Source organism: Pseudonocardia endophytica, assembly GCF_004339565.1.
GTDB lineage: Bacteria > Actinomycetota > Actinomycetes > Mycobacteriales > Pseudonocardiaceae > Pseudonocardia > Pseudonocardia endophytica.
Map to the genome: position 1 here is coordinate 1651217 of NZ_SMFZ01000001.1, position 17753 is coordinate 1668969.

Sequence of the window (17753 nt, forward strand, 5' to 3'; positions counted from 1 at the left end):
GGAACCCGTGAGCGAGATCGAACGGATCGGCGTCGTCGGCGCCGGACAGATGGGGGCGGGCATCGCCGAGGTGTGTGCCCGCGCCGGGTGCGACGTCCTGGTCGTCGAGCAGGACCGGGCGGCCGCCGAGAGCGGCCGGGCCCGGATCCTGGCGTCGCTGGACCACGCGGTGCGCCGCGGCAAGATCGGTGCGGGCGAACGCGAGCAGGCCGCGTGGCGGCTGCGCTTCGCCGTCGACGTCGGCGAGCTCGCCGACCGCCAGCTCGTGATCGAGGCCGTGATCGAGGACGAGCCGCTCAAGTGCGACGTCGTGTCCCAGGTGGACAAGGTGCTCACCGACCCCGAGGCGATCGTCGCGTCCAACACCAGCTCGATTCCGATCATGAAGCTGGCGCACGGCGCCGGCCGCCCCGGCAACGTGATCGGTCTGCACTTCTTCAACCCGGTCCCGGTCATGCCGCTGGTCGAAGTGATCAGCTCGCTGACCACGTCGCCGCGGGTGCGCGAGCAGGCGGAGTCGTTCCTGACCCGCACGCTCGGCAAGCGCACGATCCGGGCGGCCGACCGATCCGGGTTCGTGGTGAACGCACTGCTGGTGCCCTACCTGCTCGCGGCGGTCCGGATGGTCGAGACCGGCCGGGCGACGCCGGCCGACGTCGACTCGGGGATGGAGGCCGGCTGCGCGCACCCGATGGGGCCGCTGCGGCTCGCCGACCTGATCGGGCTGGACACGGTCGTGGCGATCGCCGAGTCCATGTACGCCGAGGACCGCGAGCCGCTGTTCGCCCCGCCGCCGCTGCTGCGCCGCATGGTCCAGGCCGGTCACCTCGGTCGCAAGACCGGTCGCGGCTTCCACGCCTACCCGGAGGCCTCGGGGGTGCCGGCGTGATCGAGCACAAGGTCCGGGTCCACCGGAGCGAGGAGGACCTCGCGCGCACCGAGCAGCTCGCGTGGCGGCTCGCCGAGCTCGCCGCGACCGCCCCCGCGGTCGACGAGGACGTCGCCGAGATGGTGGTCAACCGGCTGATCGACAACACCGGCGTGGCGACGGCGTCCCTGGAGCGCGAGCCGGTGCGGTCCGCGCGCGCCCAGGCACGCCGACACCGCAGCCCGTCGCCGTCCGGCCGGGCGGGCGCCACCGTGGTCGGGCTGCCCCGCCCGGAGCGGGTGAGCCCGGAATGGGCCGCGTGGGCGAACGGCGTCGCCGTGCGCGAGCTCGACTACCACGACACGTTCCTGGCGGCGGACTACTCGCACCCCGGCGACAACATCCCGCCGTTGCTCGCCGTCGCCCAGCACACCGGGCGGGACGGCGCCGCGCTCACCCGGGCGATCGCCGTCGCCTACGAGGTGCAGGTCGCACTCGTCACCGGCATCTGCCTGCACGCGCACAAGATCGACCACGTGGCCCATCTCGGCCCGTCGGTCGCCGCGGGACTCGGCGCGTTGCTGGACCTTCCGACCGAGGTGACCTTCCAGGCGATCGGGCAGGCGCTGCACACGACGACCGCGACGCGGCAGTCCCGCAAGGGCGAGATCTCGAGCTGGAAGGCGTTCGCGCCGGCGTTCGCGGGCAAGGTCGCGATCGAGGCGGTGGACCGCGCGATGCTCGGCCAGGGGGCGCCGTCCCCGATCTACGAGGGCGAGGACGGGCTGATCGCCTGGCTGCTCGACGGGCCGGACGCGGTCTACACGGTGCCGCTGCCGGAGCGGGGCGAGCCCGCGCGGGCGATCCTGCAGACCTACACCAAGGAGCACTCCGCCGAGTACCAGAGCCAGGCCGTCATCGACGTGGCCCGCAGGCTCGGTCCGCGGATCGCGGACGCCGGCGGCGCCGCCTCGGTGCGCCGGATCGTGCTGCACACCAGCCACCACACGCATCACGTGATCGGATCGGGGTCCGGCGACCCCCAGAAGTACGACCCGGCGGCCAGTCGGGAGACGCTCGACCACTCGGTCCCCTACATCATGGCGGCCGCGCTCCTCGACGAGGGTTTCCACCACGAGCGGTCCTATCCGCCCGTCCGCGTCCTCGACGACGAGCTCGTCGCGCTCTGGCACGCGATCTCCACCGTGGAGGATCCGGAGTGGACACGTCGGTACCACTCCCCCGACCCGGCGGAGAAGGCGTTCGGCGGTCGGGTCGAGGTCGAGCTGACCGACGGGTCGACGATCAACGACGAGATCGCCGTCGCGGACGCGCACCCGTACGGTGCCCGGCCGTTCGCCCGTGCCCAGTACGTGGACAAGTTCCGCACGCTGGCCGACGGCGTGCTCGACGGCGCAGAGCAGGACCGGTTCCTGGATGCCGCGCTGCGGCTGCCGGGGTTGTCCGCCGGCGACCTCGGCGGGCTGACGGTCACCCCGGACGGCGGCGCCTCGCTGCCCGACGCGCGCGGGGTGTTCTGATGCTGCACACCACCGTCCCGGCCGCACAGCGGCGTGCATCGCTGCGTGCCGCGCTCGAGCGGTCCCGTGCCGGTGGCGGCCCGCTGCTCGTCCCGGGCGCGTTCAACCCGTTGTCCGCCATGTTGATCGACGAGCAGAACTTCGACGGCGTGTACGTCTCCGGCGCGGTCGTCGCAGCCGACCTGGGCCTGCCGGACGTCGGGCTGACCACCGCCACCGAGGTCGCGGCACGGGCCGGCCAGATCGCGCGCGTGACGTCACTGCCGGTACTCGTGGACGCCGACACCGGTTTCGGCGGTCCGGTCAACACCGCGCGGACCGTGCAGGCGTTCGAGGACGCCGGCGTCGCGGGGCTGCACCTGGAGGACCAGGTCGACCCGAAGCGCTGTGGGCACCTGACGGGCAAGGCCGTCGTCGGCGTCGAGGAGATGCAGACCCGCGTCGCCGCGGCCGTGCGAGGTCGGCGCGACCCGAACCTGGTGATCTGCGCGCGCACCGACGCCCGCGCCGTCGAGGGCCTGGTCCCCGCCGTCGAGCGGGCCAGAGCCTACGTCGACGCCGGCGCGGACATGGTCTTCGTCGAGGCGCTGGAGTGCGAGGCCGAGTACACGGTCTTCCGGGAGGCACTCGACGTGCCGCTGCTGGCGAACATGACCGAGTTCGGCCGCAGCCCGCTGTTGACCGCGAAACAGCTCGCCGATCTCGGCATGGACGTCGTGATCTACCCCGTCACCCTGCTGCGGCTCGCGATGGGCGCCGCCGAACGAGGCCTGGCCGAGCTGCGCGACACCGGGACCCAGGCCGGCCTCGTCGACGACATGCAGACCCGCTCCCGCCTCTACGAGCTGCTCGGCTACCCCGCCTACGCGGCGTTCGACACCCGGCTCGCCGGATACACCCCTCAGGAGAACTCATGACCACGACCGAGCCGCAGGTCCACAGGGGACTCGCCGGCGTCGTCGCCGACACGACCGCGATCTCCCACGTGGACCCGGACCGCAACGTGCTGCTCTACCGCGGCTACCCCGCCCAGGAGCTCGCGCGTCGACGGACGTTCCTCGAGACCGCACACCTGCTGTGGACCGGCGAGCTGCCGGACGCGCCGCAGCTCGCCGACCTGGAGAAGCAGGAACGGTCGCTGCGCGGGATCGACCCGGCTCTCGGGTCACTGCTGACGGCGATGCCTGCCGGTTGCCACCCGATGGACGTGCTGCGTACCGCGGTCAGCTGGATCGGAGCGGGCGACCCGGCCGCGGCGGACGCCTCGCCGCAGGCCAACCAGGACAGGGCGTTGCGTCTGCTCGCCGCGCTCCCGACCGTCGTCGCACTGGACCAGAGGCGTCGGTGGGGACAGGAACCCATCGCACCGCGCGACGATCTCGGCTACTCGGCGAACTTCTTCCACATGGTGTTCGGCAGCGTGCCCGAGGACGAGGTGGTGGCCGCGTTCGAGGTGTCGATGGTGCTCTACGCCGAGCACAGCTTCAACGCCTCGACGTTCACCGCGCGCGTCGTCACGTCCACGCTGTCCGATCTCTACAGCGCCGTCGTCGCGGGGATCGGGGCGCTGAAGGGACCGCTGCACGGCGGGGCGAACGAGGCCGTGATGGACCAGTTCGCCGAGATCGGCGACCCGGACCGCGTCGACGAGTGGATCGACGGCCTGCTGGCCGACGGCCGCAAGGTGATGGGCTTCGGGCACCGCGTCTACAAGCGCGGCGACTCACGCGTTCCGGCGCTGCACGAGCAGTTGCGGCGGATCGTCGCGCTGCGGCACGGGAACGACCTGCTGGCTCACTACGAGGTGCTCGCGGGGGCGATGCTGCGGGAGAAGGGGCTGCGACCGAATCTCGACTATCCGGCGGGCCCGCTGTACCACCTGATGGGTTTCGACACTCCGATGTTCACGCCGCTGTTCGTGATGTCGCGGATCAGCGGGTGGACCGCACACATCATCGAGCAACTGTCCGCCAACTCGCTGATCCGGCCGCTCGCCGCCTACCGCGGTGAGCAGTTCCGGGACCTGCCCGCGGACTGACCACGAGCACGGAGAAGGCGGCGACGGCCGGACGGACCAGGAGGTCCGTCCGGCCGTCGGCATGTCGGTGACATTGTTGCGAATACGCGAACCCCTTCGCCCGATCCATTCGAAGAAATTTGCAAGGTGGCTTCGATAGACATGGTTGGGCGTCCGACTTTATGGTCCCCATAGTTCGTGAACGCACCTCTTTCCCCGCTCGAAGGGTGTCGAATCATGCCCGAGACCATCGACCATTTCGTATCCGGAAAGCCGTGGCAGGGGTCCGGCGACCGGTTCTCCGACGTGTACGACCCGAACCACGGGACCGTTCGGTCCCGCGTCCGCCTCGGCACGACGTCCGATGTCGACGACGTCGTCACGGCCTCCGCGGCGGCGCAGCGGGAGTGGGCGTCCTGGAACCCCCAGCGCCGGGCCCGTGTGCTGATGCGGTTCCTCGCGCTGGCGGGCGAGCGGATGGACGAGCTCGCAGCCTTGCTGAGCTCCGAGAACGGCAAGACGCTCCCGGACGCCCGTGGCGACATCCAGCGCGGGCTGGAGGTCGTCGAGTTCGCCGCCGGTGCGCCGCACCTGCTCAAGGGCGAATACTCCACCGACGCCGGCCAGGGCGTCGACGTGTACTCGATGCGCCAGCCGCTCGGCGTGGTCGCCGCGATCACCCCGTTCAACTTCCCCGCGATGATCCCGCTGTGGAAGGCGGCTCCGGCCCTGGCCTGCGGGAACGCCGTCGTGCTGAAGCCGTCGGAGCGGGACCCGTCGGTGCCGGTGCGGATCGCCGAGATGTTCGTCGAGGCCGGTCTCCCGCCCGGCGTGCTGAACGTGCTGCACGGGGACGCCGAGGTCGTCGACGCGCTGGTGACGCATCCGGACGTCGCGGCCGTCGGGTTCGTGGGGTCGACGCCGGTGGCCCGGCACGTCTACGCGACGGCCACGGCGCACGGCAAGCGTGCCCAGTGCTTCGGCGGCGCGAAGAACCACCTCGTCGTGCTCCCGGACGCGGACATGGACCAGGCCGCGGATGCGTTGTCCGGTGCCGCGTTCGGCTCCGCCGGCCAGCGCTGCATGGCGATCTCGGTGGCCGTGCCGGTCGGCGAGGAGACCGCCGACCTGCTCGTCGCGAAGCTCGCCGAGCGCGCACGGAACCTGCGGATCGGCCCCTCCGACGACGAGAACGCCGACCTCGGCCCGCTGGTCGGAGTCGACGCGGTGGAGCGGGTGACCGGGGCGATCGCCGCCGGCGTCGAGGAGGGCGCGGAGCTGGTCGTCGACGGGCGGGACGCCGCGGCCCCCGCCGACGGCTGGTTCCTCGGCGGGACGCTGTTCGACCGCGTCACGCCGGACATGTCGCTGTACCGCGACGAGATCTTCGGACCGGTGCTGTCGGTCGTCCGCGCCACGGACTACGAGCAGGCACTGGCACTGGCCACCGACCACGAGTACGGCAACGGCGTCGCGATCTTCACCCGCGACGGCGACGCCGCCCGCGACTTCGCGTCGCGCGTCGAGGTCGGCATGGTCGGCGTGAACGTGCCGATCCCGGTGCCGATCGCCTACCACACGTTCGGCGGATGGAAGGCCTCCGGTTTCGGCGACCTGAACCAGCACGGGCCGGACGCGTTCAGGTTCTACACCCGCACCAAGACCGTCACCTCGCGCTGGCCGTCCGGGATCAAGGACGGCGCGTCGTTCGTGATCCCCACGATGTCATGAGAACCGCCGAGCTCACCGACGTCCAGCAGGCACTGGTCGAGACGGCCGAGGAGTTCGCGGCCGAGCGGATCGCGCCGCACGCCGTGGCGTGGGACCGGGACAAGTACTTCCCGGTCGAGGTCCTGCGCGAGGCCGCGAAGCTGGGTATGGCCGGGCTGTACGTGCGGGAGGACCGCGGCGGCACCGGACTGTCCCGTGTGGACGCGGTTCTGGTGTTCGAGGCGCTCGCGACGGGGTGCCCGTCACTGGCCGGCTACCTGTCGATCCACAACATGGTCGCCGGGATGATCGACCGCTACGGCTCGGACGAGCAGTCCGAACGGCTGCTCCCTGCGCTGTGCGCGATGGACGAGCTGGGCAGCTACTGCCTCACCGAACCGGGCGCGGGGTCGGATGCGGCAGCGTTGCGCACCACCGCGACCCGTGACGGCGACGGCTACGTCCTGGACGGCGTCAAGCAGTTCATCTCTGGCGCCGGCACGTCGGACCGCTACCTCGTGTTCGCCCGGACCGGCGGCCCCGGAGCGGGCGGGATCTCCGCGTTCGTCGTCCACCGCGAGACGGACGGCCTCGGGTTCGGGCCGAACGAGGAGAAGATGGGCTGGAACGCCCAACCGACCCGGCAGGTCGTGCTGAGCCGCGTCCGGGTCCACGAGCGCGACCGGATCGGCGCGGAGGGCGACGGCTTCCGGATCGCCATGGGCGGGCTCGACGGCGGACGTCTCAACATCGCCGCCTGCTCGCTCGGCGGGGCGCGCGCAGCGCTGGACCGGGCCATCGCGCATCTCGTCGACCGCGAGGCGTTCGGCGCCCCACTCGCCCGCCGGCAGGGACTGCGGTTCCGGGTCGCCGACGCCCACACCGAGCTCGCTGCCGCACGGCAGTTGCTGCACCACGCGGCGCGGGCCGCGGACGCGGGCGAGCCGGACGCGACCCGGCTGTGCGCGATGGCCAAACGGCTGGCCACCGACACCGGCCACGACGTCGCCGACGCGGCCCTCCAGCTGCACGGCGGCTACGGCTACCTCGCCGAGTACGGCATCGAGAAGATCGTGCGGGACCTGCGCGTGCACCGGATCCTCGAGGGAACGAACGAGATCATGCGCGTGATCGTCTCCCGCGGACTGATGGGAGCCGAGTGATGACGGACGTGCGGACGGAACGGTCCGGACCGGTCGGGTGGATCACGCTCGACCGCCCCCAGGCGATCAACGCCCTCACCCACGAGATGGTGAGGACGATCGCGGAGACCCTCGACGGGTGGGCGACCGACGACAGCGTCGGGATGGTCGTACTGACCGGCTCCGGCGAGCGCGGCCTGTGCGCGGGCGGCGACGTCCGGGCCATCCACGACGACGCGAAGGCCGGTGGCGACGCGACGGCCGCGTTCTGGCGTGACGAGTACCGCCTGAATGCGCTGATCGACCGCTACCCGAAGCCCTACCTCGCCGTGATGGACGGCCTCGTCATGGGCGGCGGTGTCGGCGTCAGCGGACACGCGAGCCACCGCGTGGTCACCGAACGGACCCGGATCGCGATGCCGGAGACCGGGATCGGGTTCGTCCCCGACGTCGGCGGCACCTGGCTGCTCGCCCGTGCATCCGGCGAGCTGGGCACGCACGCGGCACTGACCGGCGCGCAGCTCGGCGCCGGGGACGCCGTCGCGATGGGTCTCGCGGACTGGTTCGTCCCCACCGACCGGGTCCCTGCGCTGCTCGCCGCGCTCGGCGACACGAGGACCACCGGACCGGACCTGGCCGAGCAGGTCGGGCACCTGCTCGCCCACCTGGCCGAGCCCGCGCCGGAGCCGACACTCGGGCCGTCCCGATGGTGGATCGACCGCTGCTACGCCGAGCCGACCGCCGAGGCGATCGTGGCCGCGCTGGCCGCATCCGGGGTCCAGGACGCGGAGGACACTGCGAAGACGATCGGCGAGCGGTCGCCGACCTGCGTGAAGGTCGCGCTCGAGTCGCTACGCCGTGCACGCCGGATGACGTCTCTGGAGCAGGCGCTGGACCAGGAGTTCCGGGTGTCGCTGCGCTGTGTCGCGGCCCCGGACATGGTCGAGGGCATCCGGGCGCAGGTGGTGGACAAGGACCGGACGCCGCGCTGGGACCCCGCGGTGCTCGAACAGGTGGACGACCAGCTGGTGGCGAGCTACTTCGCGCCGCTGACCGGCGCCGAGGAACTGGGACTGGAGGACGGACGATGAGTCGGATCGCCGTGGTCGGGCTGGGCAACATGGGCGGGCCGATGGCCGCCAACCTCGTCTCGGCCGGATACGAGGTGACCGGGTACGACCTGGCGGACGCGGCCCGGATGACGGCGGCCGCGGCCGGCGTCACGGTCGCGGCGAGCGGCCCCGACGCCGTCGCCGGTGCCGATGTGGTGATCACCATGCTCCCCGCGGGCGAGCACGTGCTGACGGCATGGGACGAGCTGCTGCCGGCGGCGCCGGACGGGGCGCTGTTCGTCGACTGCTCGACGATCGACGTCGCGTCGTCCCGTGCGGCGCACGGCAAGGCGGCCGCGTCCGGTCGGGCGTCGGTGGACGCGCCGGTGTCCGGCGGCGTGGTCGGCGCCGAGGGCGGCACGCTCACGTTCATGGCCGGTGGCACGGCCGACGCCGTCGCCGCGGCCGAGCCGGTCCTCGCCGTGCTCGGCAGCCGAACCGTCCACTGTGGCGGGCCGGGCAACGGTCAGGTCGCCAAGATGTGCAACAACATGGTCCTCGGCGTCTCCATGATCGCCGTGTCCGAGGCGTTCGTGCTCGGCGAGCGGCTGGGACTCGACCCGCAGGCGCTCTTCGACGTGGCGTCCTCGTCGTCCGGGCAGTGCTGGGCGCTGACCACGAACTGTCCGGTGCCCGGCCCGGTACCGACGAGCCCGTCGAACCGGGGCTTCTCGGGCGGGTTCTCCACCCCGCTGATGCTCAAGGATCTGCGGCTCGCCGACGCGGCGGCCGACCAGGCGGGCGTCTCGACGCTGCTCGGCCGCGCGGCGACCGAGCGCTACACCGCGTTCCTGGATCGGGACGGCAGGGTCCGGGACTTCTCGTCGATCATCGAGGACATCCGGGAGACCAGCCGCTGAGCACGTACACGACGATCTCGGTCGAGAAGGTGATGCACGATCGGCCCCCCGGCCGGATGACTTCCGGACAACCGGGGAAAGGGTCTCCCTTGACCTTTTCGAACCGCGAATTTGCATTTTCCTTACCCTGATCGCAGTCGCAGTTCAGTTCTATTGACGGGTGGCGGACACCCTCTCTAGCGTCTAGTCGCACCTGCACAGGTGCTCAGGTTTTGACACCACATCGGCTGCCCGGGGCGTCCGGGCCGGAAGGACCGAACCATGTCCGCACCCGCCGTACCCACCACCCGACCCGTCGCGATCCCGGCGAGCGAAGCGCTGCCGTGGCTGATCGGGGCGGTGGTGATCGGTCTGCTGCTGTACTACTTCATCGGCATCGACGAGGGCGCGACCTCGGTGTTCGGCAACAGCATGGTCGTGCACGAGTTCGTCCACGACGCCCGCCACTTCCTCAGCTTCCCCTGCCACTGAGCGACCGGCCCGAGATCGACGAGGAACGTCCATGGTCAAGGCACTCGTCCTGCGGGGCGCCGGGGTGGGCGCGCTCGCAGGCCTGCTCGCATTCGTGTTCGCGCGAATCTTCGCCGAACCGGTCATCCAGGCCGCAATCGACTACGAAAGCGCGCGGGACGACGCGAAGAACGCACTCGCGGTCGCCGCGGGACAGGCACCGGAGACCGCCGACCCGGAGATCTTCAGTCGTGCCGTCCAGGGCAATATCGGCATCGGTGTCGGAATGGTGTTCTTCGGTGTCGCGATCGGGCTCCTGTACGCGACGGCGTACAGCATGGCCTACGGGCGTACCGGTGAGATCCGGCCACGCCAGCTCGCGCTGCTCGTCGCGGCCGGTGGCTTCCTGACGTTCTTCCTCGTCCCGTTCGTGAAGTACCCGGCCAACCCGCCCTCGATCGGCAACCCCGACACGATCGGTCCGCGCAGCGGCCTCTACCTCGTGATGGTCGTGACCTCCGTGGTCGTCCTGCTCCTCGCGGTGTGGCTGGGGCAGCGGTTGCAGGCCCGGTTGGGGACGTGGAACGCCGCACTGCTCGCGGGGCTCGCGTTCGTGGTCGTGACGGGCGTCGTGATGGCGTTGCTCCCGGCCCTCGGAGAGCTCTCGGCGAACGCCCAGACCACTCCGGCCGGGGTGTTCACCGAGACACCGCAGCCCCTCACCACCGCCACGGGCGCCATCGCGTTCCCCGGTTTCGACCCCGACCTGCTCTACCGGTTCCGGCTCTACTCCGTCATCGCCCAGGTCATCCTGTGGGGAGCGCTGGGGCTCGGGTTCGCGCCGTTGGCCGACCGGGTGTTCGGCGCACACGGGAGGCCCAGCCAGAAGGACATGGCCACGATCTCGTGACGCGAACGTCTCGCACTCGCTGAGGCTCGAACGCGAGGCCGAACAGATGAGAGACTGTTCAGGTGAGACGGTTCGGCAGAGTGGCGGTCCTGGTTGTCTCCGCGCTGGCCCTGGTCGTCGGCTGCGCGGCGCCGTCCCCGGTCGCGGCGCCTCCGCCGCCGGGGTGCCTGCCCGGCGCCGCCCCCGCCCCGCTGCCGGAGTTCCGGTTCGCACGCAACGTCTCGGCGCGCCAGGAGGCCGGCTGTCGGGTGCTGACGGTCACCCGTCCCTTCCCGGGCGGTGCCCCACGGTCCGTCGTCCTCGTGGACTGCGGCGCCCCTGACCCGCCGCTCCCGGCGGGCCTGGCCGGCGCGCCGCTCGTGCACACTCCCGTCAGCGGGCTGTTCGCGGCGTCGACCACCCAGCTACCCGCGGTCGAGGCGTTGGGGCTGCTCGACCGGCTCACCGGGGTCGGAGACCCTGCCCTGGTGAGTGACCCGGCCGTCCGGGCGCGTGCCGAGTCGCCGTCGGTCACGGCGTTCGCACCGGGCGGGGTCATCGCGGCCGAACCCGTGATCGCCGCGGCGCCTCCGGTGCTGCTCAGCGGCGGGACGGACGACCCGGCGTTCGCCGCTCTCCGTGCCGCGCGGATCCCGGTCGTCGACTGGGCGGACTACCTCGAGCAGGGGCCTCTCGCCCAGGCGGAGTGGATCAAGGTGATGGGTGCGCTGACCGGGCGCGACGCCGAAGCGACCCGACAGTTCGACGCCGTCGCCGCCCGCTACACGGCCCTGGCCGGCCGAGCGAAGGCCGTGCCTGCCGTTCCGGTCGCCATCGGGCAGCCCTACCAGGGAACATGGACCATCCCGTCCCGCGACTCGACGACCGGCGGTCTGCTCCGCGACGCCGGAGCGACGTGGTCCGGCGCGGTCCGGCCGGGCTCGGGGAGCGCGCCCGCGTCGTTGGAGGCGGTGCTCGCCGACGACGGAGCCGCCCGGATCTGGTTGGCGGACGGACCGTGGCGCAGCACCGCCGACGTCGCGGCCACCGACCCGCGGCTGCGCACCATGGCGGCCGTCGGTCCGGGCGGCCAGGTCTGGACGCGGGACAAGATGCTCGGTCCCGGTGGCGGCAACCAGTACTACGAGCGCGGCGTGGCCCACCCGGACGAGATCCTGGCCGATCTCGTCAGCATCGTGCACCCGCAACTCGAGCCGGGCCGCGACACGGTCTACTTCCGGCCGGTGCCGGCCGGGTGAGTACGGCGCCGCGGACCCGGGTCCGGACGCCCGCCCCCCGGGAGGAGCCCGCGCAGCGGTCGGCGGTGGCCCGGGTGGCCCTCGTCCTCACCGGACTCGCGGCGGCCTGCGTCGTCCTGTTCGCGCTCGCCGTCGCGGTGGGTTCGGTCGGCGTTCCGGTCGGGACCACGGTCCGGTCGCTGATCGGAAACGGCGCCATCGACCCCCGGTTGGACGTTCTGGTCCGCGACGTCCGGCTGCCGCGAGCCGTCACGGCCGCCGTGGCCGGTGCCGCGCTCGGGGTCGCCGGCCTGATCACCCAGACGCTGTTCCGCAACCCGCTCGCCGAGCCGTACGTCCTGGGCGTCAGCGCGGGTGCCGGGCTCGGGGTGGCGTTGTACGTGACGGCCGGGACCGGCGCAGCCGCGGCGTTCGGATCGTCCGCGGCGGCGGCGGGGGTGTCCCGGGCCGGGACGGTCGGCGCGGCCGCGCTCGGGGCGGCGGCCGTGCTCGTCCTCGTACTGGTGCTGTCGCGTCTCACCCGCTCGACCGTGACCTTGCTGGTCGTCGGCGTGATGCTGGGTTCCCTGGTGACGGCCCTGGTCAGCCTGCTGCTCGTGTGGACCGACCCCACCACGGCGCAGCGCTACCTGCAGTGGGGCCTTGGCAGCGTGGACGGGGTGGCGCCGGCCGACCTGCCGCTGCTGCTCGGCGTTCTCGTCGTCGCGACGGCCGCGGTCGCCGTGCTGGCGAAGCCGCTGGACGCGCTTCTGCTCGGCGACGACTACGCCACGACGATGGGCGTGCCCGTGCGCCGCGTCCGGGTCGTCCTGTTGCTCGCGGCCGCCGTGCTGGCCGGCACCGTCACCGTGTTCTGCGGGCCGGTCGGGTTCGTCGGGATCGCCGTGCCGCATCTGGCCCGGATGGCCGTCGGGACCCCGCGGCACCGCGTGCTCGTTCCGGCGACGGTGCTGACCGGTGCGCTCGTCGGTCTCGCCTGCGCCGTCGTCGGGCACCCTCCCGGAACCGCGACGGTGCTACCGCTCAACGTCGTCACGTCGCTGGTCGGGGCGCCCGTCGTGATCGCCGTCCTGCTGCGCAGCAGGCGTCTCACGGCCGGAGCAGTCGGGTGACCGGATCCGGGCTGGTGGTGCGCGAGCTGGCGGTCGGGCACAGCAGGCGGCGGACGCTCGACGGTGTCACCGCGTCGGCCGCACCCGGCGAGCTGACGCTGCTGCTCGGTCCGAACGGATCGGGCAAGAGCACGATGCTGCGCACGCTGGCCGGTCTGCTCCCCGTCCACGCCGGCTCGGCGACCCTGGACGGCGAGTCCCTGTTCGCGATGCCCGCGCCGCGCCGAGCCCGTCGGATCGGCGTCGTGCTCACCGACCGGCCGGACGGCGGGATGCTGACCGGCCGCGAGGTCGTCGCGCTCGGCCGCCACCCGTACACCGGCCCCCTCGGCTCGCTCACCGCGGACGATCGAGCGGAGGTGGACGACGCGCTGGACGCTGTCGGCGCGGCCGGTCTGGCCGGGCGCAGGCTGCACCAGCTCTCGGACGGCGAGCGGCAACGGCTGCTCGTGGCCCGCGCGCTGGCCCAGCGTCCCGCGCTCCTGCTGCTCGACGAACCGAGCGCGTTCCTGGACGTCTCGGCCCGGGTGTCACTGCTCGGCACGCTTCGCAGGTTGGCCCACGAGCAGGGCCTGTGCGTGCTCCTGTCCACCCACGACCTCGAGCTCGGCCTGCGGTTGGCCGACGCGGCATGGCTGATCGACACCGGCGGCACCGTACGGACCGGCACGCCGGACGAGCTCGCCGGATCGGGAGCGATCGGCCGGGTCTTCGACACCGACGAGTTGCGCTTCGATCCGGCCACGGGCACGTTCCGGCTGACGAGCCGGGCAGGCGGGTGAGGGCCTGCCCGACCCCGTCAGTCCCACTCCAGCGAGCCGCCGGTGCGGTACTCGGTCACCCGCGTCTCGAAGAAGTTCTTCTCCTTGCGCAGGTCCATGGCCTCGCTCATCCACGGGAACGGGTTCTCGGCCTCGCCGAACAGCGGCGCGAGCCCGATCTGCTCGGCGCGGCGGTCGGTGACGAACCGCAGGTACTGCGCGCACGATTCGGCCGTCAGCCCGAGCATGCCGCGCGGCATGGTGTCGCGGGCGTAGGCGACCTCCAGCTCGTAGGCCTCCTGCAGCATCACCCGGATCTCGTCGACGAACGCGGCCGTCCACAGGTGCGGGTTCTCGATCTTGATCTGGTTGATGCAGTCGATGCCGAAGTTCAGGTGGATCGACTCGTCGCGGAGGATGTACTGGTACTGCTCGGCGACGCCGACCATCTTGTTCCGCCGCCCGAGCGCCAGGATCTGGGCGAACCCGGTGTAGAACCACATCCCCTCGAACACGACGTAGAACGCGACGAGATCGCGCAGGAACGCCTGGTCGGCCTCCGTCGTGCCGGTCCGGAAGTCCGGATCGGACAGTGCCCGGGTGTGCCGCAGCGCCCATGCGTCCTTGTCGGTGATCGACGGGACCCTGCGGTAGGCGTTGAACAGCTCGCCCTCGTCGAGACCGAGGCTCTCGCACACGTACTGGAACGTGTGCGTGTGCACGGCCTCCTCGAACGACTGCCGCAGCAGGTACTGCCGGCACTCCGGGTTCGTCAGGTGCCGGTACACGGCGAGCACGATGTTGTTGGCCACCAACGACTCCGCGGTGGCGAAGAAGCCGAGGTTGCGCACCAGCAGGAGACGCTCGTCGTCGGTCAGCCCGTCGGGCCTGCGCCACAGCGCGATGTCCGCCTGCATGGCGACCTCGGTCGGCATCCAGTGGTTCGCGCAGCCGGCCAGGTACTTCTCCCACGCCCAGTGGTACTTGAGCGGCAGCAGCTGGTTGACGTCCGACCGTGCGTTGATCATGCGCTTGTCGTCGGCGTCGACCGGGGCGGCGCCCCGGTCGATCTCGCCGAGGCCGGTCGTGTCCCGGTCGTCCGTGGTCGTCACTGGCAGGCCTCGCAGTCGGGGTCGTCGATCCGGCACGCCTGGCCCGGATCGAGGTCGGGAGCGGTCGGCGGCACGGCCGGCACGGCCGCGGCGGGCGGCGGCGGCGGCGCGGAGGGGACTCCGCTCAGCCGGCCGTCGGTGCCCGTGAGCGTGGACTTCTCCACCGACGTCGCGGCCCGGGTACGCAGGTAGTAGGTGGTCTTCAGCCCGCTGCGCCAGGCGAGCCGGTAGAGCTCGTCGAGCGCGCGCCCGCTCGGGCCGGACAGGTAGAGGTTCAGCGACTGCGCCTGGTCCAGCCACTTCTGGCGCCGCGACGCCGCCGCGACGAGCCAGCGCGGCTCGATCTCGAACGCCGTCGCGTACCGCTGCTTCAGCTCGTCGGGGACACGGTCGATCTCGGCCAGCGACCCGTCGAAGTACTTCAGGTCGGAGACCATCACCTCGTCCCAGAGGTCGCGCTCCTTGAGGTCGCGGACCAGGTACGGGTTCACGACGGTGAAGTCGCCGGACATGTTGGACTTCACGTAGAGGTTCAGGTGGATCGGCTCGATCGACTGCCCGACCCCGCAGATGTTGGAGATCGTCGCCGTCGGCGCGATCGCCATCACGTTGGAGTTGCGCATGCCCTGGGCGCGAACCCTGTCCCGCAACGAGTCCCAGTCCATCGTCGTGCTGCGGTCGATCTCCAGCTCGCCCTCGCCGCGGGTCGCGGCGAGCAGCTCCAGCGAGTCGATCGGCAGGATCCCGCGGCTCCACAGCGACCCGTCGAACGTCGCGTACCGGCCGCGCTCGACGGCGAGGTCGGACGACGCGGAGATCGCGTACCAGCTCAGCGCCTCGGCGCTGCGGTCCGCGAACCCGACGGCGTCGTCGCTCGCCGGGGAGAGGCCCTGGACGAACAGCGCGTCCGAGAACCCCATCAGCCCGAGCCCGATCGGACGGTGACGCAGGTTGGAGCGGCGCGCCTCCGGGATCGTGTAGAAGTTGATGTCCACGACGTTGTCCAGCATCCGGACCGCGGTGGTCACCGTGCGGCGCAGCTTGTCCGCGTCCAGCCCGTCCGCCGTCACGTGCGCGGCCAGGTTCACCGAACCGAGGTTGCAGACGGCGACCTCGCCCCGGTCGGCGTCCGCGTGCGTGTTCAGCGTGATCTCCGTGCACAGGTTCGACGAGTGCACGACGCCGGCGTGCTGCTGCGGGCTGCGCAGGTTGCACGGGTCCTTGAACGTGATCCACGGATGGCCGGTCTCGAACAGCATGGTCAGCATCCGCCGCCACAGCTCGACCGCGCGCACCGTGCGGTGCACCCGGATCTCACCGCGCTCGGCGGCCGCCTCGTAGGCGCGGTACCGGTCGGCGAACGCGTCGCCGTAGAGATCGTGCAGGTCCGGAACCTCGTCCGGGCTGAACAGCGTCCAGGAACCGTCCGCGACGACTCGGCGCAGGAACTCGTCGGGCACCCAGTTCGCGGTGTTCATGTCGTGCGTCCGGCGGCGGTCGTCGCCGGTGTTCTTGCGCAGGTCGAGGAACTCCTCGATGTCGACGTGCCATGTCTCCAGGTAGGCGCACGCCGCGCCCTTGCGCTTGCCGCCCTGGTTCACCGCGACGGCCGTGTCCCCGGCGATCTTGAGGAACGGCACCACTCCCTGCGAGACACCGTTCGTGCCGCGGATGTGCGCGCCGAGCCCGCGGACCGGCGTCCAGTCGTTGCCGAGACCGCCCGAGTACTTCGCGAGCAGCGCGTTGTTCCGGTAGCCCTGGAAGATCGAGTTCAGGTCGTCGCCGATGGTCGTCAGGAAGCACGAGGACAGCTGCGGTCGCGTCGTCCCGGAGTTGAACAACGTCGGGGTCGAGGCCATGAAGTCGAAGCTGGACAGCAGCTCGTAGAACTCGACCGCCCGCTCCTCGCGGTCCGTCTCGCGGATCGCCAGTCCCATGGCGACCCGCAGGAAGAACGCCTGCGGCAGCTCGAAGCGGGTACCGCGCTCGTGCAGGAAGTACCGGTCGTAGAGCGTCTGCAGGCCGAGGAACCCGATCTGCAGATCCCGTTCCGGCCGCAGCGCCGCCGTGACCCGGTCCAGGTCGAACGTGGCCAGCTCCGGATCGACGAGACCGATCGCGATCGCGTGGCGCAGGTAGTCCTTGGTGTACGACGGGTAGCGCTCGGCCATCGCGGCGTGGTCGGGGATCTCGCGGGCCCCGGCGAGGTGCGAGACGGCCTCGGCGCGCAGCCGGTCGAGCAGCAGGCGGGACGCCACCAGCGAGTAGTTCGGCTCCCGCTCGACCAGTGCGCGGGCGGCCATGACCAGCGCCTGGGACAGCTCGTCGGCGGTGATGCCGTCGTAGACGGTCCGGTCCAGCTCGGCGAGCACCGGCGCGACGTCGACGTCGTCGACCCCGGCGACCGCCTCGGTCACGACGGTGCGGACGCGCTCGCGGTCGAGCGGGGCGCGGGTCCCGTCCGGTGCCGTGACGTGCACGACGGCACCACCGGCAGCGGGGGCTTCCCCACCCTCGCCGCCACGGGCGCGTGCGTGCTCCTCGCGGTAGAGCACGTAGGACCGGGCGACCCGGTGGTGCTCGCCGCGCATCAGCGCGAGCTCGACCTGGTCCTGGATCTGCTCGACGTGCACGGCCGGCGTCGGGTGGCGCATCAGCGCGGCGACGACATGGGCCGTCAGCTCGGCCACAAGATGGTGCAGCCGCGACGACGACGCGTTCGCCTCGCCCTCCACGGCGAGGAACGCCTTGGTCATCGCCACGGCGATCTTGGAGTCGTCGAACGGGCGCTCGGTGCCGTCCCTGCGGATCACGCGCAGGGCGGGCGGGGCGTCGGTGGGGGGAGCGGTGGATGCGGTCACGGACTCTCTCCTCGCGAGTCTCCGGACTCCGGATCCACGACGAGCGCCCGTGCGGTGAC

At 71.8% G+C, this 17753-nt stretch carries 15 protein-coding genes; 13 read left to right on the plus strand and 2 right to left on the minus strand.

Annotation, left to right across the window (positions count from 1 at the left end; all coding sequences use genetic code 11):
• Positions 1 to 7: 7 nt before the first annotated feature.
• The 13 genes from EV378_RS07330 to EV378_RS07390 all read left to right on the plus strand — a co-directional run bounded on the left by EV378_RS07330 (position 8) and on the right by EV378_RS07390 (position 13742).
• Positions 8 to 889 (plus strand): 3-hydroxybutyryl-CoA dehydrogenase, encoded by an 882-nt coding sequence (locus EV378_RS07330; RefSeq protein WP_132422047.1) that lies wholly within the window; start codon positions 8 to 10, stop codon positions 887 to 889.
• A complete protein-coding gene (locus EV378_RS07335) occupies positions 886 to 2409 on the plus strand; it encodes an MmgE/PrpD family protein (protein ID WP_132422049.1) in 1524 nt (507 codons plus the stop codon). Before EV378_RS07330 ends, EV378_RS07335 begins: the two co-directional genes overlap by 4 nt.
• Entirely contained in the window at positions 2409 to 3326 is a 918-nt protein-coding gene (gene prpB, locus EV378_RS07340; RefSeq protein ID WP_132422050.1) for a methylisocitrate lyase, read from the plus strand. The genes EV378_RS07335 and prpB overlap by 1 nt, the downstream gene beginning before the upstream one ends.
• Positions 3323 to 4447 (plus strand): bifunctional 2-methylcitrate synthase/citrate synthase, encoded by a 1125-nt coding sequence (locus EV378_RS07345; RefSeq protein ID WP_132422052.1) that lies wholly within the window; start codon positions 3323 to 3325, stop codon positions 4445 to 4447. The genes prpB and EV378_RS07345 overlap by 4 nt, the downstream gene beginning before the upstream one ends.
• Positions 4448 to 4663: 216 nt before the next feature.
• Positions 4664 to 6157 carry a CoA-acylating methylmalonate-semialdehyde dehydrogenase gene (locus tag EV378_RS07350; protein WP_132422054.1) on the plus strand — a complete coding sequence of 498 codons (1494 nt, stop codon included), beginning with the start codon at positions 4664 to 4666 and terminating at the stop codon, positions 6155 to 6157.
• Positions 6154 to 7299, plus strand: a complete 1146-nt coding sequence (locus EV378_RS07355) for an acyl-CoA dehydrogenase family protein (RefSeq protein ID WP_132422056.1) — start codon at positions 6154 to 6156, stop codon at positions 7297 to 7299. Before EV378_RS07350 ends, EV378_RS07355 begins: the two co-directional genes overlap by 4 nt.
• Positions 7299 to 8369 (plus strand): enoyl-CoA hydratase/isomerase family protein, encoded by a 1071-nt coding sequence (locus EV378_RS07360; protein WP_132422058.1) that lies wholly within the window; start codon positions 7299 to 7301, stop codon positions 8367 to 8369. Before EV378_RS07355 ends, EV378_RS07360 begins: the two co-directional genes overlap by 1 nt.
• The gene (gene mmsB, locus EV378_RS07365; protein WP_132422060.1) at positions 8366 to 9250 is read left to right on the plus strand and encodes a 3-hydroxyisobutyrate dehydrogenase; all 885 of its coding nucleotides are present in this window, start codon (positions 8366 to 8368) and stop codon (positions 9248 to 9250) included. Before EV378_RS07360 ends, mmsB begins: the two co-directional genes overlap by 4 nt.
• A gap of 261 nt (positions 9251 to 9511) precedes the next feature.
• Complete coding sequence (locus tag EV378_RS07370) at positions 9512 to 9721, plus strand: CbtB domain-containing protein (protein ID WP_132422062.1); 210 nt, start codon at positions 9512 to 9514, stop codon at positions 9719 to 9721.
• Between the two features lie 31 nt (positions 9722 to 9752).
• The gene (locus EV378_RS07375; RefSeq protein ID WP_132422064.1) at positions 9753 to 10610 is read left to right on the plus strand and encodes a CbtA family protein; all 858 of its coding nucleotides are present in this window, start codon (positions 9753 to 9755) and stop codon (positions 10608 to 10610) included.
• Between the two features lie 80 nt (positions 10611 to 10690).
• A complete protein-coding gene (locus EV378_RS07380; protein WP_165922180.1) occupies positions 10691 to 11848 on the plus strand; it encodes an ABC transporter substrate-binding protein in 1158 nt (385 codons plus the stop codon).
• A gap of 74 nt (positions 11849 to 11922) precedes the next feature.
• The gene (locus tag EV378_RS07385; RefSeq protein WP_243653330.1) at positions 11923 to 12960 is read left to right on the plus strand and encodes a FecCD family ABC transporter permease; all 1038 of its coding nucleotides are present in this window, start codon (positions 11923 to 11925) and stop codon (positions 12958 to 12960) included.
• Positions 12957 to 13742 carry an ABC transporter ATP-binding protein gene (locus EV378_RS07390; RefSeq protein ID WP_132422068.1) on the plus strand — a complete coding sequence of 262 codons (786 nt, stop codon included), beginning with the start codon at positions 12957 to 12959 and terminating at the stop codon, positions 13740 to 13742. The genes EV378_RS07385 and EV378_RS07390 overlap by 4 nt, the downstream gene beginning before the upstream one ends.
• A 17-nt stretch (positions 13743 to 13759) precedes the next feature.
• Here the strand turns inward: EV378_RS07390 and EV378_RS07395 are convergent, their stop codons facing one another.
• Complete coding sequence (locus tag EV378_RS07395) at positions 13760 to 14833, minus strand: ribonucleotide-diphosphate reductase subunit beta (protein ID WP_132422070.1); 1074 nt, start codon at positions 14831 to 14833, stop codon at positions 13760 to 13762.
• Complete coding sequence (locus tag EV378_RS07400) at positions 14830 to 17694, minus strand: ribonucleoside-diphosphate reductase subunit alpha (RefSeq protein ID WP_132422072.1); 2865 nt, start codon at positions 17692 to 17694, stop codon at positions 14830 to 14832. Before EV378_RS07400 ends, EV378_RS07395 begins: the two co-directional genes overlap by 4 nt.
• Positions 17695 to 17753 lie beyond the last annotated feature (59 nt).

Coding starts and splice junctions, on each gene's coding strand:
- prpB (WP_132422050.1), top strand. CDS start 2,409: ATGCTGCACACCACCGTCCCGGCCGCACAGCGGCGTGCATCGCTGCGT.
- EV378_RS07345 (WP_132422052.1), top strand. CDS start 3,323: ATGACCACGACCGAGCCGCAGGTCCACAGGGGACTCGCCGGCGTCGTC.
- EV378_RS07350 (WP_132422054.1), top strand. CDS start 4,664: ATGCCCGAGACCATCGACCATTTCGTATCCGGAAAGCCGTGGCAGGGG.
- EV378_RS07355 (WP_132422056.1), top strand. CDS start 6,154: ATGAGAACCGCCGAGCTCACCGACGTCCAGCAGGCACTGGTCGAGACG.
- EV378_RS07360 (WP_132422058.1), top strand. CDS start 7,299: ATGACGGACGTGCGGACGGAACGGTCCGGACCGGTCGGGTGGATCACG.
- mmsB (WP_132422060.1), top strand. CDS start 8,366: ATGAGTCGGATCGCCGTGGTCGGGCTGGGCAACATGGGCGGGCCGATG.
- EV378_RS07370 (WP_132422062.1), top strand. CDS start 9,512: ATGTCCGCACCCGCCGTACCCACCACCCGACCCGTCGCGATCCCGGCG.
- EV378_RS07375 (WP_132422064.1), top strand. CDS start 9,753: ATGGTCAAGGCACTCGTCCTGCGGGGCGCCGGGGTGGGCGCGCTCGCA.